Genomic DNA, 18,312 nt, shown 5'->3' with positions numbered 1-18,312 from the left:
TGAAGAATTCTTCGAACCCAAAAACAGACTTGTGTCACCCCATTCCCATCGCAAGACCAAGGAACCCAAGCCGCCCCTGTTTTTCAGGCCCGAGGAAATCCAGTTTGTTGTCATCACCGGCCTAAGCGGGTCCGGAAAGGGATCAGCCCTCAAGACCTTCGAAGACCTCGGCTATTACTGCATCGACAACCTGCCTATTGATTTGATCCCCCTTTTCGCCGAACTAAGCATGAGTTCAGGTGCGGAATTCCATCAGACGGCGATGGTCGTGGATGTGCGTGAAGGGACCGCCTTGCGGCGTTTTCCCAAGATCTACCGCCAGCTGAGGTTGATGGGAGTCAGCACCAGGCTGTTTTTCCTGGAGGCGGCCACGCCCATCCTGGTGCGGCGGTACAGTGAAACCCGCCGCCCCCATCCCCTGACCGCACGGCAAGCCGTCAGCCAGTCGATCGCCATCGAGCGCAAGAAACTGAAGCCGATTCGGGCCCTTGCCGACGCCGTGATCGATACCACCACCTTCACGGTTCATGAACTGAGGCGAACCATTATGGAGCGGTTTACCGAACAGAGACAACATCGGCCCCTCCATATCAACACCCTCAGCTTCGGCTATCGTAACGGCGTGCCCCCGATGAGCGATCTCGTGTTTGACGTCCGGTTCCTTCCGAACCCGAATTTTGTGGCCTCATACCGTGAACGTACAGGGAATGATGCCCGGGTTCGCCGCTACGTGCTTTCGTTTAAACAAACGCGCGAGTTTCTGAATCGCTTGAGCGATCTGCTGAAATTTCTCATTCCCCAATATGTGGCGGAAGGAAAGAGTTATCTGACCATCGCGGTCGGCTGCACCGGCGGCCGGCATCGCTCGGTAGTGATCGCGAACCAACTCGATCAGCTGTTCAAATCGCTCCATTACCGGACCACGCTCGAACACCGGGACATCACGAATGGGGAGAAGTAGCCGGTGGAGGACATCGTTCCTGGACGAATGGACACCAGCAGATCTTCTCGCGGGACGGGGGAATTGAGGTTTTTTCCACCCCTTGTTGAGGATTTTGAAGGAAATGCAGGGCGCCACCTCCGGCAAAAGAAATTCTGACCATGTGATGGCCATTACAGTTCCCGCTAGAGACCAATGTATGCTAGTAGTCACGGTCGCAACAGGTTTTGTGATCGGGGTCCAACTTTTATGTTTCCGGTGGAGTGGCCCGGGAAAAATTGATTTGTGTTGACATTCTCGATGTTCATTTCTAGTATCTCCAACAGTTACCGCCTTCGTGTATCCTCGCAACGAGGTTAAACAATGCTTCCGACCAATCGCTGCAAATCCATTGTGCTCGGCATCTGTCTTGCTTATTCAGTTATATTATTGAATTCGAACTTAATGGCTGCCGTTGCACCGCCTCGGCCTCCTCAAGAGGAGGATGTCTTCTCGCGGGGTGTAAAGGCATACAGTTCTGGCGATTATGCCACCGCCGAGAAATTGCTCTCCTCCTATCTCAACAATAATCCCAAGAGTATGATCCGGGATATTGGATTGCTCTGGTATGGCCGCACGCTCATCGCCCTCAATCGGTTTGACGATGCGCGAAAAATTGCGGAGTCAATGGACAAAGAGTTTCCCAAGAGCCCGCTCACTCGCAAGTTGCACGATGAGTTGGACACTTCCGCCAAAGGCCGGAAACCTTCCCCTGGTTCGGTAGCGGGTGCCAAGGATAAGACGAAACCGGTCGAGACCAAACCTCAACCTGCCAAGCAGGAGGGGGCCAGTAAAGAGCCGGCAAAAAAACCTTTGCCACCTGCCGGAAGAGGCCCGGTGGCGGAAGCCAAGAAAGAAGCCCCCAAACAGCCAGCTTCGGCTGAAGGACCGAAAAAAGGAGCTTCATCCCCAGCGGCAGTCAAGACTGAAAAACTCACACCCGCAGTAGCCGCCAAAGTCAGTCCGGCCCTTTCCAAGCCGCAGGTAGTCAAACCGCCGGCGGTAACGGCTCAGGCCAAGGAAAAACAGCTCCCGAAGAAGGCCGAGACGACAGCAAAGACGCAACCTCCAACAAAGCCTGTTCCTCCCATGGCTAAAAAGGAAGAGAAACCCAAAACCACGGCAATGGCCCAGGTGCAAAAGCCAGGGATCCCAGCAGTGACCCAGAAGACCAAGGAGACGAAAGCAGCGGCGCCCAAGGAAGCTGCAAAACCGAACGAACCGGCGGTTCTCAAGCCTGCCGCCAAGACGTCAGCTGCTTCTGCCGCAATCACGCCAAAGACAAAGCCTGGAAAGCCGGGCAAGACCGCCAAGGCAAGCGAAGCGAAAAAGGAAGGCGTCGAGAAAGCGAAGCCCAAGGCGGAGGAACCTGAAGAAAAGGGAGTTGTATTCCTGAGCCGCCGAGATCCTTTCCGCCCCCTCGTCGTCCGCGCCAGTGATGAGCCTCCCTCAAGCCTTCCGCCCGGCAAGAAGGGGTTGCAGGTCAATAAACTCCTGCTCAAGGGGATCGTCAAGGGCATGGATGGATACTATGCGGTCGTCCAATCAGCCTCAAACCCCGCGGCAATTTTTCTTCGCGAGAAGGATGTTCTGCACGACGGGGAAGTCCTGAAAATTTACGACGACAGGATCATTTTCAAGCACTTCGCGACCGATCAGCTGGGTAAACCTTTCGAAGAGGAAATAACTCGCCGGTTGCCCAGTGGCGGGGTGCTTTGAGGTTTCGGTCTTCTCAACCCGGGTCCATCGTTCCCGTGGCGTCAGCAGTGTGAGTCATTACCCTCGCGTTTCGAATTCCATTCATTGCGCCCCATACTGGTGTGCCGATCCAAAGAGACATCGGCCCAGGAATCCGGTCCCGCATTCTTTCATTCCAGTCCGAGCCTGGAAGGGTTAGTGCGGGTGCCGGCCCGCAGTTTGCTTTCACCGCATTTCGAGATCCGGGGGCAGGGAGGTCAATCGCATGGCTGAATTTAGCGAAGAGATTACGTTGGAAGGTCACATTATCGACTCGTGGATCCTTCCCCGGGTGTTTGATGCGGTGATGGATCTGGGAGGCACATTCGATTTACAGGAGATTCGGGTGGGCCGGCACAAGGATGAAACCTCCTTCGCCCGGCTTAAGATCACCGCCGACAGCGATGTGCAGTTGCAGCGCATTTTAACGGCCCTGCAGGATTACGGGGCGGTGCTGGTGTCGCGGGAGGATGTCCGCACCGAGGCCGCCCCTTGTGACGGTGGGCTCCCCGACGATTTCTACTCCACCACGCATTTCCCGACTCAGGTCAGGTTGAATGGCGTTTGGGTGGATGTCACGCGGACGGAGATGGACCTGGCGATTGTGGTTGACCGGGCCCACTCGCGGGCTCACATGATGCCGATGGCCGAGGTGCGCAAGGATGAGGCCGTGGTTGTGGGACACGAGGGGATCCGGGTCATTCCGCTGCAGCGTTCCCGGGAGCGTGAAATCTTCTCCTTCATGGCGAGCGACGTGTCGCCGGAAAAACCGAAGCGCCTGGTCATCGAAGAGATCGCCAAGCAGATGCGGGAGACGCGGGCGCATGGGGGGAAGATCCTGGTGGTCGCCGGTCCCGCGGTCGTCCACAGCGGGGCAGCGTCGTTTCTGGCGCGCATGATCCGGGCGGGATTTGTGCAGGTCTTGTTCGGGGGAAACGCAATTGCCGCTCATGATGTGGAGGGGGCCCTTCTCGGCACCTCGCTCGGCGTCGCCCTGCACAGCGGGCAGCCGATTGAAGGCGGACACCGCCATCACATGGTGGCCATCAATACGATCCGGCGGGCCGGCTCACTTCGGAAAGCAGTGGAGGCGGGTATTCTCAAGGAAGGGATCATGTATGAATGCATCCGTCATCACGTCGAACTGGTGCTGGCCGGTTCGGTCCGCGACGACGGGCCCCTCCCCGATGTCATCGTTGACATGGGACTGGCCCAGCGTCAGATGCGGGCCGCTGTTCAGGGCGTTGAGATGGTCCTGATGATCGCCACGATGCTCCACTCCATTGCGACTGGCAACATGTTGCCGGCCTCGGTGAAGGTGGTCGCTGTGGATATCAACCCTGCCGTGGTTACCAAACTGGCGGACCGCGGGACCTTCCAGGCCCTGGGCCTGGTGACCGACGCCGAGTTATTTGTCCGTGAGCTCGCGGACGCGCTCGGGGTGTGAGACGGCCGGGCCGCGCTTCGACACCCCGCAACAGCAGAATCCAGGCCCGAGTGTCCGGACACCGCCTCCGGTCTAATCCAACTGGTAGTTGGGAGCTTCCTTGGTAATGATGACATCATGAACGTGGCTCTCGCGGAGCCCTGCGGACGTGATGCGGATGAACTTCGTCTTGCGGTGCAATTCCGATAAAGTCTTTGCCCCGCAGTACCCCATCCCTGATTTCAGTCCACCCACCAATTGATGAACCATGGATGCAAGCGGTCCCTTGTGAGGGACGCGTCCTTCAACGCCCTCCGCAATCATTTCCTTCCCGCTCGTGCGCTCCTGGGCATAGCGGTCGCCCGATCCCAATTGCATGGCGTTCAGGGATCCCATGCCACGGTAGGATTTGAAGCTTCGGCCTTGAAAGAGAATCGTTTCTCCGGGGCTTTCGTCGGTGCCCGCGAACAGGCTTCCGATCATGACCGCGTTCGCCCCTGCTGCCAGCGCTTTCGTGATGTCCCCTGAAAATTTGATTCCACCATCCGCAATCAGAGGAACCCCGGCCTTGTGCGCCACGCCGGCACAGGCTGTGATCGCGGTGATCTGCGGAACCCCCACGCCGGTGACGATGCGCGTGGTGCAGATGGACCCCGGGCCAATGCCGACTTTGATGGCATCGACCCCCAGGCGAATCAAATCCCGTGCGGCTTGGGCGGAGGCAATGTTGCCCGCAGCGAGATCGACCGACGGGAACCGTTTCTTGATGGTCTTCACAGCCTGAAGAACCCTCTCCGAATGCCCGTGCGCCGTGTCAATGACCAGCAGGTCGACCTTGGACCGAACCAGCTCCGTGGCCCGCTCCACGAAATCCCCCGTGGCGCCAATGGCGGCGCCCACACGCAGACGGCCCTGCGTATCCTTCGCGGAGTTCGGATACTGGATCTTCTTCTGAATGTCCTTGACGGTAATGAGCCCCTTCAGCTTGTAATTCTTGTCGACCACGAGCAGCTTTTCTACTCGATGCTGATGCAATTTCTCTTCCGCTTGGTCGAGTGTCGTGCCCACCGGAACCGTGATGAGGTTGCGCTTGGTCATGGCCTCGCTGATGGGCCGGTCGAGGTGTGTTTCAAACCGGAGATCGCGGTTCGTGAGGATGCCCACCAGTGTCCCGGACTTGTCCGTGACGGGGACCCCCGAAATCTTATAATGCTGCATGATTTCCAGGGCATCGGAGATTTTCTTGTCCGGCGTGGTCGTAATGGGATCAACGATCATCCCGCTTTCCGATCGTTTCACCTTGTCCACTTCACTGGCCTGGCGTTCCACGGGCATGTTCCGATGGACAATCCCGATCCCGCCTTGCTGGGCGAGCGCGATGGCGAGACGGGCTTCGGTGACCGTATCCATGGCCGCACTGACAATCGGGATGTTCAGTTTGATGTGACGGGAAATCAGGGTGGTGGTCTGTGCTTCGGTGGGCAAAACGGACGTTCGCAGGGGAAGCAATAAAACATCATCAAATGTAAGTGCTTCGTACACTCTGTCAGCTAGCATTTAGGCTCCTGGTAAAGGGTCAATGGCTCCTCCTTGCCCCTCCCGCTGGAAACGGGATCGGGGCGTCCCGCGTACGGCGGCCCCCCCCTAACAAAAAAACCCGGCCCATTTCATGGGACGGGTTGGGAGCGTCATCGCTCGAAGAAGCCAAATAAATTTTCTGGCGCGAAATACCATGTGGAATTCTAGAGAAGGTGCCCGGGAATGTCAAGACGCTTACCTTGACCGTCGAGAGGGCCATGTCTATAATGGCGTTTCGCTTTCCAGCCGTACATCCCCACTGATCTGAGAGACGAGGCCTACACAATGAAAATCCACGAGTATCAGGCGAAAGAGATTCTGGCAAAGTATCAGGTGAAAATTCCGAGAGGGCGGCCGGCGACGACAGCGGAGGAAGCCAGAAAGATTGCCGTGGAGCTGGGAGGTCCCGTCGTGGTGAAGGCGCAAATCCACGCTGGCGGACGGGGAAAAGGAGGTGGTGTGAAATTGGCCAAAACGCCGGAGGAAGCGGCCCGCCTTGCCGGACAAATGCTCGGGATGAAACTGGTGACCCATCAGACCGGCCCCGAGGGAAGAATCGTACAGCGCCTCCTGGTGGAAGAGGCCCTGCACATCAAAAAGGAGTACTACCTCGGCATCGTGATTGACCGCACCGCCGGGAAGCCTGTCTTCATGGCCAGTGCCGCGGGGGGCATGGAAATCGAAGAGGTCGCCGCCAAGAGCCCCGAGTTGATCCTGAAGGAGTGGATCGATCCGGGAATCGGATTTCAAGCCTACCAGGCTCGCAAGCTGGCCTTTGGATTGGGGCTCGCTCCCGAACTCGTGAATAAAGCGGTACAGTTCATGACCGCTTTGTTTCAGGCGTTCCACTCGACGGATGGTTCCCTGGCTGAAATCAATCCCTTCCTATTGACCGAAGAGGGTGACTTCTACGCCTTGGACGCCAAAATCAACTTTGACGACAACGCCTTGTTTCGGCACAAGGAGTTTGCCTCGCTCCGCGACCTGAACGAAGAGGATCCGCTGGAGGTGGACGCCAGCAAGTACAATCTGAATTACATCAAACTCGACGGCAATGTGGGATGCATGGTGAATGGGGCCGGACTGGCCATGGCCACGATGGACATCATCAAGTACGCAGGGGGCATGCCCGCCAATTTTCTCGATGTCGGGGGAGGAGCCAGCGCCGAGCAGGTGAAGAACGCGTTTCGCATCCTGATGAGCGATAAGAACGTGAAGGCGGTTCTCATCAATATCTTTGGCGGCATCTTGCGATGCGACACGCTGGCCACCGGCGTGGTCGAGGCTGCCAAGGAACTGGCCCTCTCCATACCCATTGTCGTCCGGATGGAGGGGACAAACGTCGAACGGGGCCGGCAGATCCTCAAGGAATCCGGACTGAACTTCACCGTGGGATTGAATATGAAGGACGCAGCGGAAAAGGTCGTCGCCCTGGCAAGTCATTCTATGCCGGGGGCGAGCGTTCATTAGCGATTCGAGCCAGGGCCATCGGGCGGGGCGCTTGACGAGCATTCAACCGGAAGGAGAATTCGTGAGTATCCAAAACACAATGAGAAATCGGATCATCACAACCCTGCTGATCTTCATTGCGGGGCTGGCTTCCGCGGCAGCGGGAGCCGATACAGAAAGGGTGGTCCAGGATTCCATGAAGCGTTTCTCCGTCAAGGCTCCTGCTGCATGGAAGGTGGTGGAGAGCGCGGATGGATCCACCTTTACCATCACGGGCGAGGAGGTCTCTTTCATTATTTATCCGGTCTTTCGGGGGAACGATCTTGAGACTTTGCACCGCAAGATGGCGCTACAGTTTGCCCTGAGAGCAATGGAGGGCCCGCCGAAACACAACAAGGTCAAATGGGACAAACGGCGCGTTGGAAATGAAAAGGGGTTCGAATCGGTTTACGAAATCAAGGGGGGGCCTGATGATGCCCACAAGGAATATCGCGTGCATGTCATCAGTGTCGACGGGGAAAAGCACAAGTTTTCGATTATCATTACCATCCCGTTGGAGTTGGCGGATAAGAATGGCCTTGAAGAGCGGGCTGTAAAGATGGTGGATAGTTTCGCGGAGAGCAATTGAGACGGGTGTTTCGGGGCACGACCGGCGGAAGGGTGACATCAACCCGTCGGAACTTCATCCAGCCAGGGAAGGGATTCATTCATGAGCATTCTCGTTGACAAGAATTCCCGCGTCGTGGTCCAGGGGTTAACCGGGAAGGAAGGCACATTCCATGCCCGGACGTGCATGGAATACGGGACTCAAATCGTTGCGGGAGTCACCCCGGGGAAGGGAGGAACGTACCATTCGCTGGACGGTGCGAATCATCCCTCGGTTCCCGTGTTCAACACGGTCGCGGATGCCGTCAAGACCACAGGAGCGAATGTTTCGGTCATCTTCGTGCCACCTCCCTTTGCGGCCGATGCCGTCATGGAGGCCGCGGACGCGGCATTGGCGCTGGTTGTTTGCATCTCCGAAGGGATTCCGACCTTGGACATGGTACGGGCCTGGCGATATCTTCAAGAGAAGAAAACGACGCGCCTGATCGGTCCCAATTGCCCGGGTATCATCTCGCCCGGAAGGTGCAAGGTGGGGATCATGCCGGGACACATTCACAAGGAGGGCAATGTCGGCGTGGTGTCCCGAAGCGGGACCTTGACCTACGAGGCGGTAGACCAGCTGACACGGCGTGGGATCGGACAATCGACGTGCATCGGCATTGGGGGTGACCCGATCATTGGAACGACCCACCTGGATGCCATTCGAATGTTTAATCAGGATCCGGAAACCCATGCCATCGTCATGATCGGAGAGATAGGCGGGACGGCAGAGGAGGAGGCGGCCGCTTATGTGAAAGAGCATGTCAGGAAACCGGTCATCGGTTTTGTCGCCGGACAAACAGCCCCTCCCGGACGACGCATGGGTCATGCCGGCGCCATCATCGCCGGCGGCAAAGGGACCGCCGCTGAAAAAATGAAGGCCATGCGCGATGCCGGGATCTTCGTCGTTGAATCACCTGCGGAGATTGGGGCGATGGTCGAGAAGACACTCCGGAAGTAATCGGGAGAAAAGGTCTCTTCTTCAAGCTCGGTCCTGACCCTTCGATGGGGCCTGCCACCTGTCCAAGGAAACTTGCCTCGTGAAAGGTTTTGTAAGGCTGGGCCTTTCCACCTGTCACTGGAACTATTTATACAAATTCCTCTTGAGGAGAATAACACCTTGTCTTTGGAACGCACACTGGCACTCGTCAAACCCGACGCCCTGAGGGCCGGCTACACGGGGGATATCATCAAAGTGATTGAATCGAACGGATTCAGGATCATCGCCTTGAAGCTGATCCATTTATCGAAGAGGCAAGCTGAAGGATTCTATGCCGTGCACCGCGAACGCCCCTTTTTCGGCCCCCTCACCGAGTTTATGCAGTCGGGACCCATTGTTGCAATGATTCTGGAACGCGAGGACGCGATCCGCAAGTGGCGAGAGGTCATGGGGGCGACAGATCCCTCGAAGGCTGCCGAGGGAACCCTGAGAAAACGATTCGGGTCTTCCATTCAAAACAACGCGACCCACGGCAGCGATGCCCCTGAGACGGCGGCCTTCGAGACCCGGTATTTTTTTAATGAGCTGGAAATACTTCCATGAAGGGAAACTCCAAATCCCAAAGTCCAAATTCCAAATAAAAACCAAATTCCAACCGTTCAAATGATTGTCTCAAAAACATGCCTGGAGGATGCGGTTTAGAATCAGATTACTTTGCTTGTCTTGTTGGTTTTGTCTTGGACTTTGGAATTTGGTTTTTATTTGGAATTTGGATACTGGAATTTGGAATTTGGGGTATCAATGTGTTTGGTGTCGGTAAGTTCATTCTTCAATTAGGCATTATTCTTGTGCTGCTGGGCGGCGCGATCCTCCTGCTGGACCGGTTCAATTTTCTTCATCTGGGTCGGCTCCCCGGCGATATCCGGATCCACCGTGGTCACTTTACCTTTTATTTTCCCCTGGTAACATGTCTCTTAATTAGCCTCATCCTCACCTTCTTTTTCTCCCTGTTTCGAAGGTAACCTGCAGCGGAAGGCAAGGGTGCCGCGAGAGTGGAGTCTTGTGCTCCATGGCGAGAGCCGGATCAAACCCGAATGAAGGATTTTCCCGCGCTGTGATGACCTATGGGCTTGACCGGGCGGGCACAGATACCGCGTTGGGGTGATTGAATGGTCGGTGGAAGGAACGGATCGGTCGGGGAGGGTCTAGGTGTGGAAAGCGAAAGGTGGAGTATCAATCCGATAACAGTCAATAGGGCGCCAATCCTCCGCGGTGATGGCGAAACTCATTAGCAGTGTGACTTGAACGCCGTCACTGCAACAATGATGCTACATTTCAAGCTTCATTTTTTCCGCTTCGCCTCACTCGATAGGACTCCGCCTCCGGGACGGGCGAATAGGGCCACGTGGGGTTACTACGAATCCTGTTGGGTGAAACTTCAAACACGGCCGTGGACGCCGATCGGTAAGGGGATCGCCATTGTCGGGATGTTACCCACTCGTGGATGAAAAAAACTCCCGCCGCGTATCCAATTCCCGCCAGCGTGTCCAGAATATAATGTTCACCCAGATAAATGATCGCAAAATAGACCGTAAGACAATAGGCAGCATAAAAGGGTGCCGCCTTCTTGAAATAGCGGCACATGAACAGAAAACCGAGCGTCGGATAGGCAGCATGCAAGGAGGGCATGGCCGCAACGAGGTTCGAGGTCATGGCGCTGACCACCCCCACCGTCCCATCCGGCATGACCTCGTCAATGATTTTATGAATATGTGGAATCAAATGGTTTTGTGAGGCCATCCAGGGGGGCATGGCGGGGAAAAGAACATAAGTTATGAAACCGGCAAAGGAGAGGTACACAAACAACCTCGCCCAAATCCGGTAGAGGTCCCGCCGGTAGACCCACAGGCCAAACGCCACAAACAGCACCACAAAGGAATGGGCATAATAGATCAGGCTGGAGGCATAATCGTACCAGTGGCCGACGCCGGGCGTGTAGAGGATCCTCTGGAGCGTGACTGTGGCCACGGGATAGCCGAAGAGTCGCTCCTCCAGGTGGATGATGTCGGTCGAATGCACACTCCCGATGATCTTGTCTGCATACCCATGCAGATACTCATAAGAGAAAAGAAGGAGGACTACCGGCGTCCAGTCACGGATAAAACTTGAGACACGCCCCAGCGCGAAAGCGCCCAGGATCAAAATCAGGAAGGCAAAGTCGGAATCATACAGCTCATGCACGCGATAGTTGGCGACCAGGACGATGATCAGGTAACCTAAAAAGGGGATTAACCACTCGCGTTGCTGTGGGGTCAGGGAGATTTTTTGCACGGTCGCAGTCAGTGAACCGAAAGAAAATCCCTTCTTTTGGATTTTGAAGAGCAGAACTCTCCCCATGCTGGAGGGGAAAACCGCACCGCTCGCTTCCCTGGGGAACAGGCTAGTCGCGCCGAGTTACTTTAGATGGCGAAATGACGAAAAGGTTTAAAGAGAGGTTACATTTATTTTAGTTTTCCACAGAGGCGGATGCAAGAGGGGAAAGAGCCAGTTATGGAGAGATTTCTCGGGGCCTGGCTTGTGCGAAATCGGCAGACCCTTTATGATCGGACCGACCACCCTTGACGTTCGGGGCCATGCGGGTTGAACAAGAACGAGCCCCCCGGGGGTCGTCAATCATTGAAAGACGGGCATAAGGAGCTACCCCTTGTCGCGTATTCAAAAAAGATTTGAGACCCTCCGCAGATCCGGCAGGAAGGGGTTTATTGCCTATCTCACCGCGGGCGATCCTTCCCTTCAACACACCGATTCGCTGATCCGTGCTCTTCTGAGGGCGGGGGTGGATGTGCTCGAAGTGGGGGTGCCGTTTTCGGATCCCCTGGCCGACGGCCCGGTCATCCAACGGGCCTCTCAACGGGCCTTGGAGGCTGGAGCAAGTCTGAGAAAAATTCTCAAGATGGTGGCGGAAATCAGGGGAGGGATCGAGGTCTCTGCCAAACGTCAAGGGCAGGACAAGGTTGGAGGAGAAGGGAATAAAGATGAAATACCGTTCGTGCTTTTCAGTTATCTCAATCCGGTCTGGCAGATGGGAATTGAGAAATTTGCGCAACGGTCAAGAGAAGCGGGAGTAGACGGAGTGTTGTTGACGGATCTCATCCCAGAGGAGTCCGGAGAGATCAAAAAGGTATTTGACGCCCATGATTTGGATTTGATTTTTCTGATTGCGCCGACCTCCACGGATGAGCGGATCCGGAAGATTTGTAATGCGGCGCGTGGATTTGTATACGCGGTCTCCCGCACCGGAACCACCGGCACCCGGGAAAGCCTCTCGGAAGGGGTCGAGAATCTGGTAAACAGAATTCGCCGATTTACCACCCTTCCGATTGCCGTGGGTTTTGGGATATCAACCCGCGCCCAGGTACAGAGTGTATGGAAGGTCGCCGATGCGGCGGTCGTGGGCAGTGCGATTGTTCAGAGGATTGAACAGCAGGTCGCCTCGAACCGGGGATCTTTGCCCGAGGTTGAAGCGCTCGCCCGGCACCTGGAGGCGTTCGTCACCGAACTCATCGCTCCTGGCTCAAATGGATGAATCGCCTTTAGGAACATGCCTGCCAGGGGGAGAAAGCTCGTAAACAACAAAGAGGGGGGAATCGACCCAGCTCCTCGGCCTTCTTCCTTTCCCGTTCCCACCCGGCCGGAGATCCGGGACCTCTTTCGCGCGTCAGATTTCCCGCCCCACGGCTGGCGCGATGATGCGGAGTTCCTTCATCAGCTGTTCGAACTGTTCGGGGAACAGAGACTGGGCGCCGTCGCAGAGTGCCTTCTCCGGGTCATGGTGAACCTCAATGAGAATGCCGTCAGCGCCAGCGGCTACACCGGCCCGGGCCATCGGCGCCACCTTGTCGCGGCGCCCGGTCCCGTGACTGGGGTCGACGATGATGGGCAGATGTGACAGCTTCTTGACGACGGGGATCGCGGAGATATCGAGCGTGTTGCGGGTGTAGGTTTCGAATGTCCGAATGCCGCGCTCGCACAGGATGACGTGATGATTGCCGCCTGTCAGGATGTATTCGGCGCTCATGAGCCATTCTTCGATCGTTGCGCTCATGCCCCGCTTGAGGAGCACGGGTTTTCGGATCTTTCCCAGGGCCTTGAGCATCTCGAAGTTCTGCATGTTCCGCGCCCCCACCTGCACGATGTCCGCATACTCGGTGACCATGCTCACATGTCCGGTATCCAGGCACTCGGTGACCACGAGCAACCCGTTCTCGTCAGCAGCCCGGCGAATGAATTTCAACCCCTTTTCTCCCAAACCCTGAAAGCTGTAGGGTGAGGTCCGGGGCTTAAATGCCCCACCGCGCAGGATGACCGCTCCTCCCTGCTTGACGCGTCGGGCCACCTCGCGGATCTGCTCGGCGGATTCGACCGTGCAGGGGCCCGCCATCATGACGACGGTCTTGCCCCCGATGGCGACCTGGTGGCCTTTCGGCCCGGCCCGGATGACGGAATCTTCCGGTCTAAAGGTGCGGCTGGCGAGCTTGAACGGGGTGCTGATGCGGATGACCTCCGCCACCCCGTCTAACACCTCCAGATCCCGTGTATCAATCGCCGGCTTGGCGCCGACCGCCCCCAGCACCGTTTGACTGACTCCAGTCGACCGGTGAACATCAAAGCCCATGGCGACCAGGCGGTCAATCACCTTCTGAATCTGGGGCTCTTTCGCCCCCACTTGCATGACTACAACCATCGAGGATCTTCCTTCCAGAGGCCCCCCGGTACCTCACAATGGACGCTTCTTCTGAAATCAACGCGCCCGGGTTCTCTTCCTTGCTTCCGGTCTCTGACCTCTCCTCTGTCTCTTTCTTTCAATATACTCTCGCTCCAAGAGACGAGCCTCGTCAATAATACGCTCGAATAAACGTCGCATGGCCGGATCATCGAGGGGGCCTTCATTGGCAAGGACGACGTTGTTCAAAACTTCCACTTCCCGGCTGGGCGTGTACACCGGGAGATCCAACCTTGCTTTGATTTTTCCAATCTCGAGGGCATAGCGCGAGCGACGGTTCAAAAGTTCCACCAGCTTTAAATCCACCGCGTCGATGCGCCTGCGCCATCCATCCAAGTCCATTCGCCCTCCAGATGCGGAAGCGCGCGATTATAGAGGCTTTGACTGGCCGACGCAAGCAACGTTGTGTTTTCGACCTGTGGGGCGTAGGGATGAAGATCGTCAGACTTCCCCTGGGTGAATTCGAAAACACTCCCTCCCTGGCGCTTGATGCACAAGCGGGAGACTCATGAGGCGACGGAATTTGTAAGTGGGAGTTACAGAAATTGTTAATCATGTTTCCGAAAGGAACAAACCCAACCTTTTGTCGAAGCGGGTTTTCGGAGCGCAACCCCGCTCGGGTTTGTGAAATCAACAGCCTAGCCGTAAACCCCCCGTGCGGTCAATTTGACCGCACGGGTTGGAATCATGGTTGCCAGTACTAAAGACGTGGGAGGAAGAACGGCCCGGATTGTGTTGCCTTAAATCCCCTGGTATTGAAAAAAGAAATCTATAAGAGGGATCCGGAGACACAAGTCCTGCCCCGGAATACAAGCAGATCTTCATCTGTGGTGTGGGGGATGACTGACTATTTTGAGGGTATTGCAGCAGAGCCAACGGAGGAAGAACGATGATTTGTCCGCACTGCGCTGAGAAGATGCCGGATCGATATATTGTCTGCACCGCATGTCATAAGGAACTTGTGCCCCAGGAAAGGCCTTCATACCGTCAGCCACCAGAAATTGCAATTGAACCCCCGACAAGACCCGCATTCAGGAATGGAAACCGGTTAGGGTGGGGGAAGTGGATTCAAATCTTTTTGGGTGCTCTCGTTTGCTTAATTGTTTTTTTGGGGCCTCTGATTCAGCCAGGAAATGTTCAGAACTCTTCGGTCGAGCCCCTTCCGGGCGCCATGGGGCAAGAAGGGCGTCTGTTCTTGACCGGGGAGCCGGTAATTCTGGTGGCAAAGAGCAAGACCGATCTTCTCGCTCTGCGAGGGAAGTCAGGCGCGCCAAATCAAATCGCACAAAAATCCGCGAAAACTCCAAGGCAAGCAGGAGCGAAGCGGTCAGCTGGCAAGGTCGCCCCTGTCCCCGCGGGGACGACTGTTCGAGTCTTGGATGTCTCGGGTGGGTTATGTCGGGTCATCGTGTTGGATGGAGAGTACGAAGGGACTTTAGGCTGGGTGGACTCAACTCGTATCTCTTCTCTATCGAGGCAAGAGGGCCAGTAGAGCACGCACATCCGGTGCCGCAGGGGCCCTGTTCTACACCTCTTGCCGGACTTATCAACAGACATCAATCACCGGTTTTCGCTTTGGGAGCCATCCTGTCATAAGAACTGCATCGGGGTCCTGCATCGACAGCCCTACAAATAATGCCTCGCTGGGGTCGATTCGACAAATCCCTTGCGAGGCTTTTTTAAACTTCCGCCAGAACTCCGGTCATCCTGACGCGCTCGGACATCGAAGTGGATCAGACGGTCCCTCAAGGTCCGACCGCGGCGTGGACCCTGGCGGATACGGAGCGGCCTCACAAATCTGAAATTTCAAATTTGAGATTGGAAGTTGCCTTACGACTGGGTAAAAGACGAGGCTGAGAAAGGCTTCGAGGGCGGGTCGGGGCTTTAATTCCGCATTCCGAAATCCACAATCCGCAATTGGTTCGGTTTCTCTCGCAGGGTCGGTCGACCTTTGTCGAGCGGCAAGCGCCGTGTTTGTTACTTCGGAGAGGAGGTCTTTCGCTTGGCCGCGACCAATGCAAGAACCTGATCGACGACCTGATCGATAGTCAAGCCAGTCGTGTCGATGTAGATGGCATCTGGAGCGGGCATCATGGGAGAGGCCTTCCGCGAAGCATCGCGGCGATCGCGCCCCCGAACAGCTTCAATCGTGGATTCCCGACTGGCGGGTTTTCCAATTCGTGCATCCTCGGCGTAACGCCGTTCGCCGCGCGCCTCGGGAGTGGCATCGAGAAAGACCTTAATCTCCGCATCCGGAAAGACCACCGTGCCGATGTCTCGGCCCTCCATCACTACCCCTCCTTGTTTTCCCAGGTGCTGTTGCTGGGCCACAAGCTCCCGTCGAACGGCCGCGATGGTGGAAATCCTGGACGAGGCCTCGCTGACTTCCGCGGCTCGGATGGCCTGCGTCACATCGACCCCGTCGATGGAGATTTGGAACTGTCGATGATCACACCTTACCTGCATTTGAGTATCACGCACGAGCCCCGTCATCGCCTTCACATCGTCCAGGGGAACCTTCATTTGGAGCGCTTTCCATGCCGCGGCTCGATACATGGCGCCCGTGTCTACATAGAGGTATCCGAGATGCTCGGCGACCCTCCTGCCGACCGTTGACTTCCCTGAGCCGGCAGGTCCATCAATCGCAATGATCAGGTTTCGGCGAGTGGGCATGGGACGAAGCGATTTCCATTCATTCCCTTGGAGAGGTCGGGAGGTTGCAGAGAAAAATCATCCCCTGGCGCTCAGGGTCGCTTAAAGGCGCGCTCAATCTCGCGCAGGGTATACCGGATTATGACCGGCCGTCCATGGGGACAGCTCATCGGGTAGTCCGTCTTCATCAATTCATCAATCAGCCATCGCATCTTGTCTTGATCGAGCTTCATGTTGACCTTGATGGCAGCATGGCAGGCTACCGAAGCCGCGATCTTGGTCTGAAGCTTTTCGATGTTAACCGCCTGGGATTCCCGCTCGAGCGCGTCAAGGATCTCACGGAGGAGAGCCTCGACATCGCCGGCAACCACCCCGGCGGGAGCGGACTTGACTGCGATCGTCTTGTGGCCAAAGGGTTCTACATCAAATCCACTATGTTCCATCTCCGGAAGAATATTTTCCAGAATCGACAGTTGTCGCGGATCAAGCTCGACGATCATCGGCAGCAGCAGCCGTTGACCTTGGAGGGTGCCGCGCGCGCGTTCCTTCAACTGCAACTCGAATAAAACCCGCTCATGCGCAACATGCTGGTCAATCAGATAGAGATCCCGATCATCCGTCGCCACAATAAAGCTATCGCGAATCTGCCCCAGCGGGGTGATGTGGTGATCGATCAGAGTTGCAATTTCATTCTCAGTAAACGGGCTGACCTCCCCTGAGACGCTGCTTCCGCCGCACCCTCCCGGTAAGGCGTTTTCCGAAGCGCCGGAAATCGGGGAATAGGGCGACAGGGCAATCGCCGGATCAAACCTCATTCGCAGGGTTTCCGGTTCCGCCATCTCGGGACGGAGTCGGAATGCGGAGAGAGCCTGGGTGGGGCCAGTGTGGTGCGGACCCACTGTTGACGATCCGGGCATTCCCCTGGAGTCTAACTCCGGCCCCAGGCCCTCGGTCCCCAGGTTATCCTGGGCCGCACTGTGCGCAGCAAGGTCATCCGGAGTCACCCGGTCTTTGGGCCGGAAAGAGGCGATCGGCTTTTGTTTTAGGATGCCGCCACGAATGGTGTCCCGCAGGAGATCGTGAACGAGCGCGGATCGTCGAAATCGGACTTCGATTTTCGAGGGGTGAACGTTGACATCCACCTCTGAAAACGGCATATCGATAAAAACCAGGGCCGCGGGATAAACAGCGGATGGCATGAGATTGTGATACGCCTCGGACAGGCCGTGCATCAAAAGCCGGTCGCGCACCAGCCTCCGGTTGACAAAGATATAGATGGCATTGCGATTGAGCCGGTGCACTTCGGGCAGCGACACAAATCCGGAAATACGGATCCGTTCCGATGGGCGTGGCTCTTCCTGCCTCTCCGGGGGTTGGTTCGCCTCCGCGGGCGCAATTCCGGCTGCCTCGACGAGTTCGGCGCTCTGGCCCTCAATCTCAATTAACTGGGAGAGGAGATCGCGGCCGAAGATCTGGAAGATTCGTTCCCGGAAACTCTCAACCGGCGAGACATTCAGAATCTCGTTGGTCGTGGAATGAAGCTGAAAATGAATCTGAGGATTCGCAAGGGCGTAGTGTGTGACCAGCGAGGAAATGTGTCCCAATTCGGTGGATTCAGATTTGAGGAACTTGCGCCGGGCCGGAATGTTGTAAAAGAGATCTCGCACCGTGATGGTGGTTCCTGGCGCCGCCGCCACTTCCTTGACCGCGATCATCCTCCCCCCAGCCATTTCCACCTGTGATCCGACCGGCGATTCAAGCGATCGTGTTTCCATCAAAACCCGGGAGACCGCAGCGATGGAAGGGATGGCCTCTCCCCGGAATCCGAGAGTCGCGATGGAAAGAAGGTCTTCCGCGGTTTTCATTTTGGAGGTGGCATGGCGCTCAAAGGCGAGCAGCGCATCATCGGGGGGCATGCCGCAGCCATCATCGCTGACGCGGATCAGCCGCCTCCCGCCGGCTTCGGTGTCCACAAAGATCCGGTGGGCCCCGGCGTCAATCGCGTTTTCCACCAGTTCCTTCACCACGCTCGCCGGACGTTCCACCACCTCACCTGCGGCGATCTTGTTGGCAACGATTTCCGGGAGAACACGGATTTTGGACATCAGCAATCAGGACTTCTC

At 56.6% G+C, this 18,312-nt stretch carries 15 protein-coding genes; 9 read left to right on the top strand and 6 right to left on the bottom strand.

All coding sequences use genetic code 11. The annotated features are described in order from the left end of the window. The first annotated feature begins 31 nt into the window (after positions 1-31). From rapZ to LAO21_00740, 3 genes are all read left to right on the top strand, one after another. Entirely contained in the window at positions 32-961 is a 930-nt protein-coding gene (rapZ, locus tag LAO21_00750) for an RNase adapter RapZ (protein MBZ5551216.1), read from the top strand. Between the two features lie 423 nt (positions 962-1,384). After that, positions 1,385-2,698, top strand: a complete 1,314-nt coding sequence (locus LAO21_00745; GenBank protein ID MBZ5551215.1) for a tetratricopeptide repeat protein — start codon at positions 1,385-1,387, stop codon at positions 2,696-2,698. A 244-nt stretch (positions 2,699-2,942) separates the two neighbouring features. Then, complete coding sequence (locus LAO21_00740) at positions 2,943-4,163, top strand: TIGR00300 family protein (GenBank protein MBZ5551214.1); 1,221 nt, start codon at positions 2,943-2,945, stop codon at positions 4,161-4,163. A 72-nt stretch (positions 4,164-4,235) separates the two neighbouring features. On the opposite strand, the gene guaB is transcribed toward LAO21_00740, so the two are convergent. Continuing rightward, on the bottom strand, positions 4,236-5,699 hold the full coding sequence (guaB, locus tag LAO21_00735) for an IMP dehydrogenase (GenBank protein MBZ5551213.1): 1,464 nt from the start codon (positions 5,697-5,699) through the stop codon (positions 4,236-4,238). A 306-nt stretch (positions 5,700-6,005) separates the two neighbouring features. Here guaB and sucC point away from each other — a divergent pair, with 306 nt between their 5' ends. The 5 genes from sucC (at position 6,006) to LAO21_00710 (ending at position 9,776) form a co-directional block, all read left to right on the top strand. Continuing rightward, positions 6,006-7,190, top strand: coding sequence for an ADP-forming succinate--CoA ligase subunit beta (gene sucC / locus LAO21_00730; GenBank protein ID MBZ5551212.1), 1,185 nt, complete (start codon positions 6,006-6,008; stop codon positions 7,188-7,190). 79 nt (positions 7,191-7,269) lie between these two features. Further along, entirely contained in the window at positions 7,270-7,797 is a 528-nt protein-coding gene (locus tag LAO21_00725; GenBank protein ID MBZ5551211.1) for a hypothetical protein, read from the top strand. Positions 7,798-7,878: 81 nt separating this feature from the next. Beyond that, positions 7,879-8,775: a succinate--CoA ligase subunit alpha gene (sucD, locus tag LAO21_00720; protein ID MBZ5551210.1), complete on the top strand. Its 897-nt coding sequence runs from the start codon at positions 7,879-7,881 to the stop codon at positions 8,773-8,775. A 165-nt stretch (positions 8,776-8,940) separates the two neighbouring features. Further along, positions 8,941-9,357, top strand: coding sequence for a nucleoside-diphosphate kinase (ndk, locus tag LAO21_00715; GenBank protein MBZ5551209.1), 417 nt, complete (start codon positions 8,941-8,943; stop codon positions 9,355-9,357). Positions 9,358-9,434: 77 nt separating this feature from the next. Further along, positions 9,435-9,776, top strand: coding sequence for a DUF2905 domain-containing protein (locus LAO21_00710; GenBank protein MBZ5551208.1), 342 nt, complete (start codon positions 9,435-9,437; stop codon positions 9,774-9,776). A gap of 313 nt (positions 9,777-10,089) precedes the next feature. Here the strand turns inward: LAO21_00710 and LAO21_00705 are convergent, their stop codons facing one another. Then, complete coding sequence (locus LAO21_00705) at positions 10,090-11,151, bottom strand: phosphatase PAP2 family protein (GenBank protein MBZ5551207.1); 1,062 nt, start codon at positions 11,149-11,151, stop codon at positions 10,090-10,092. A 307-nt stretch (positions 11,152-11,458) separates the two neighbouring features. Here LAO21_00705 and trpA point away from each other — a divergent pair, with 307 nt between their 5' ends. Then, a complete protein-coding gene (gene trpA / locus LAO21_00700; GenBank protein ID MBZ5551206.1) occupies positions 11,459-12,340 on the top strand; it encodes a tryptophan synthase subunit alpha in 882 nt (293 codons plus the stop codon). Positions 12,341-12,472: 132 nt separating this feature from the next. On the opposite strand, the gene aroF is transcribed toward trpA, so the two are convergent. The 4 genes from aroF to mutL all read right to left on the bottom strand — a co-directional run bounded on the left by aroF (position 12,473) and on the right by mutL (position 18,294). Next, positions 12,473-13,498, bottom strand: a complete 1,026-nt coding sequence (gene aroF / locus LAO21_00695; protein ID MBZ5551205.1) for a 3-deoxy-7-phosphoheptulonate synthase — start codon at positions 13,496-13,498, stop codon at positions 12,473-12,475. A gap of 57 nt (positions 13,499-13,555) precedes the next feature. Continuing rightward, positions 13,556-13,879 carry a chorismate mutase gene (locus LAO21_00690; protein ID MBZ5551204.1) on the bottom strand — a complete coding sequence of 108 codons (324 nt, stop codon included), beginning with the start codon at positions 13,877-13,879 and terminating at the stop codon, positions 13,556-13,558. A gap of 1,635 nt (positions 13,880-15,514) precedes the next feature. After that, a complete protein-coding gene (gene cmk, locus LAO21_00685) occupies positions 15,515-16,192 on the bottom strand; it encodes a (d)CMP kinase (protein MBZ5551203.1) in 678 nt (225 codons plus the stop codon). An 89-nt stretch (positions 16,193-16,281) separates the two neighbouring features. Then, complete coding sequence (mutL, locus tag LAO21_00680) at positions 16,282-18,294, bottom strand: DNA mismatch repair endonuclease MutL (GenBank protein ID MBZ5551202.1); 2,013 nt, start codon at positions 18,292-18,294, stop codon at positions 16,282-16,284. Between the last annotated feature and the right edge of the window lie 18 nt (positions 18,295-18,312).

The organism is Terriglobia bacterium (assembly GCA_020073085.1).
GTDB lineage: Bacteria > Acidobacteriota > Terriglobia > JAIQFV01 > JAIQFV01 > JAIQFV01.
This window is presented reverse-complemented; position numbering and strand designations above follow the sequence as displayed.

Coding starts and splice junctions, on each gene's coding strand:
- LAO21_00745 (MBZ5551215.1), top strand. CDS start 1,385: ATGGCTGCCGTTGCACCGCCTCGGCCTCCTCAAGAGGAGGATGTCTTC.
- LAO21_00740 (MBZ5551214.1), top strand. CDS start 2,943: ATGGCTGAATTTAGCGAAGAGATTACGTTGGAAGGTCACATTATCGAC.
- guaB (MBZ5551213.1), bottom strand. CDS start 5,699: ATGCTAGCTGACAGAGTGTACGAAGCACTTACATTTGATGATGTTTTA.
- sucC (MBZ5551212.1), top strand. CDS start 6,006: ATGAAAATCCACGAGTATCAGGCGAAAGAGATTCTGGCAAAGTATCAG.
- LAO21_00725 (MBZ5551211.1), top strand. CDS start 7,270: ATGAGAAATCGGATCATCACAACCCTGCTGATCTTCATTGCGGGGCTG.
- sucD (MBZ5551210.1), top strand. CDS start 7,879: ATGAGCATTCTCGTTGACAAGAATTCCCGCGTCGTGGTCCAGGGGTTA.
- LAO21_00710 (MBZ5551208.1), top strand. CDS start 9,435: ATGCCTGGAGGATGCGGTTTAGAATCAGATTACTTTGCTTGTCTTGTT.
- LAO21_00705 (MBZ5551207.1), bottom strand. CDS start 11,151: ATGGGGAGAGTTCTGCTCTTCAAAATCCAAAAGAAGGGATTTTCTTTC.
- aroF (MBZ5551205.1), bottom strand. CDS start 13,498: ATGGTTGTAGTCATGCAAGTGGGGGCGAAAGAGCCCCAGATTCAGAAG.
- LAO21_00690 (MBZ5551204.1), bottom strand. CDS start 13,879: ATGGACTTGGATGGATGGCGCAGGCGCATCGACGCGGTGGATTTAAAG.
- mutL (MBZ5551202.1), bottom strand. CDS start 18,294: ATGTCCAAAATCCGTGTTCTCCCGGAAATCGTTGCCAACAAGATCGCC.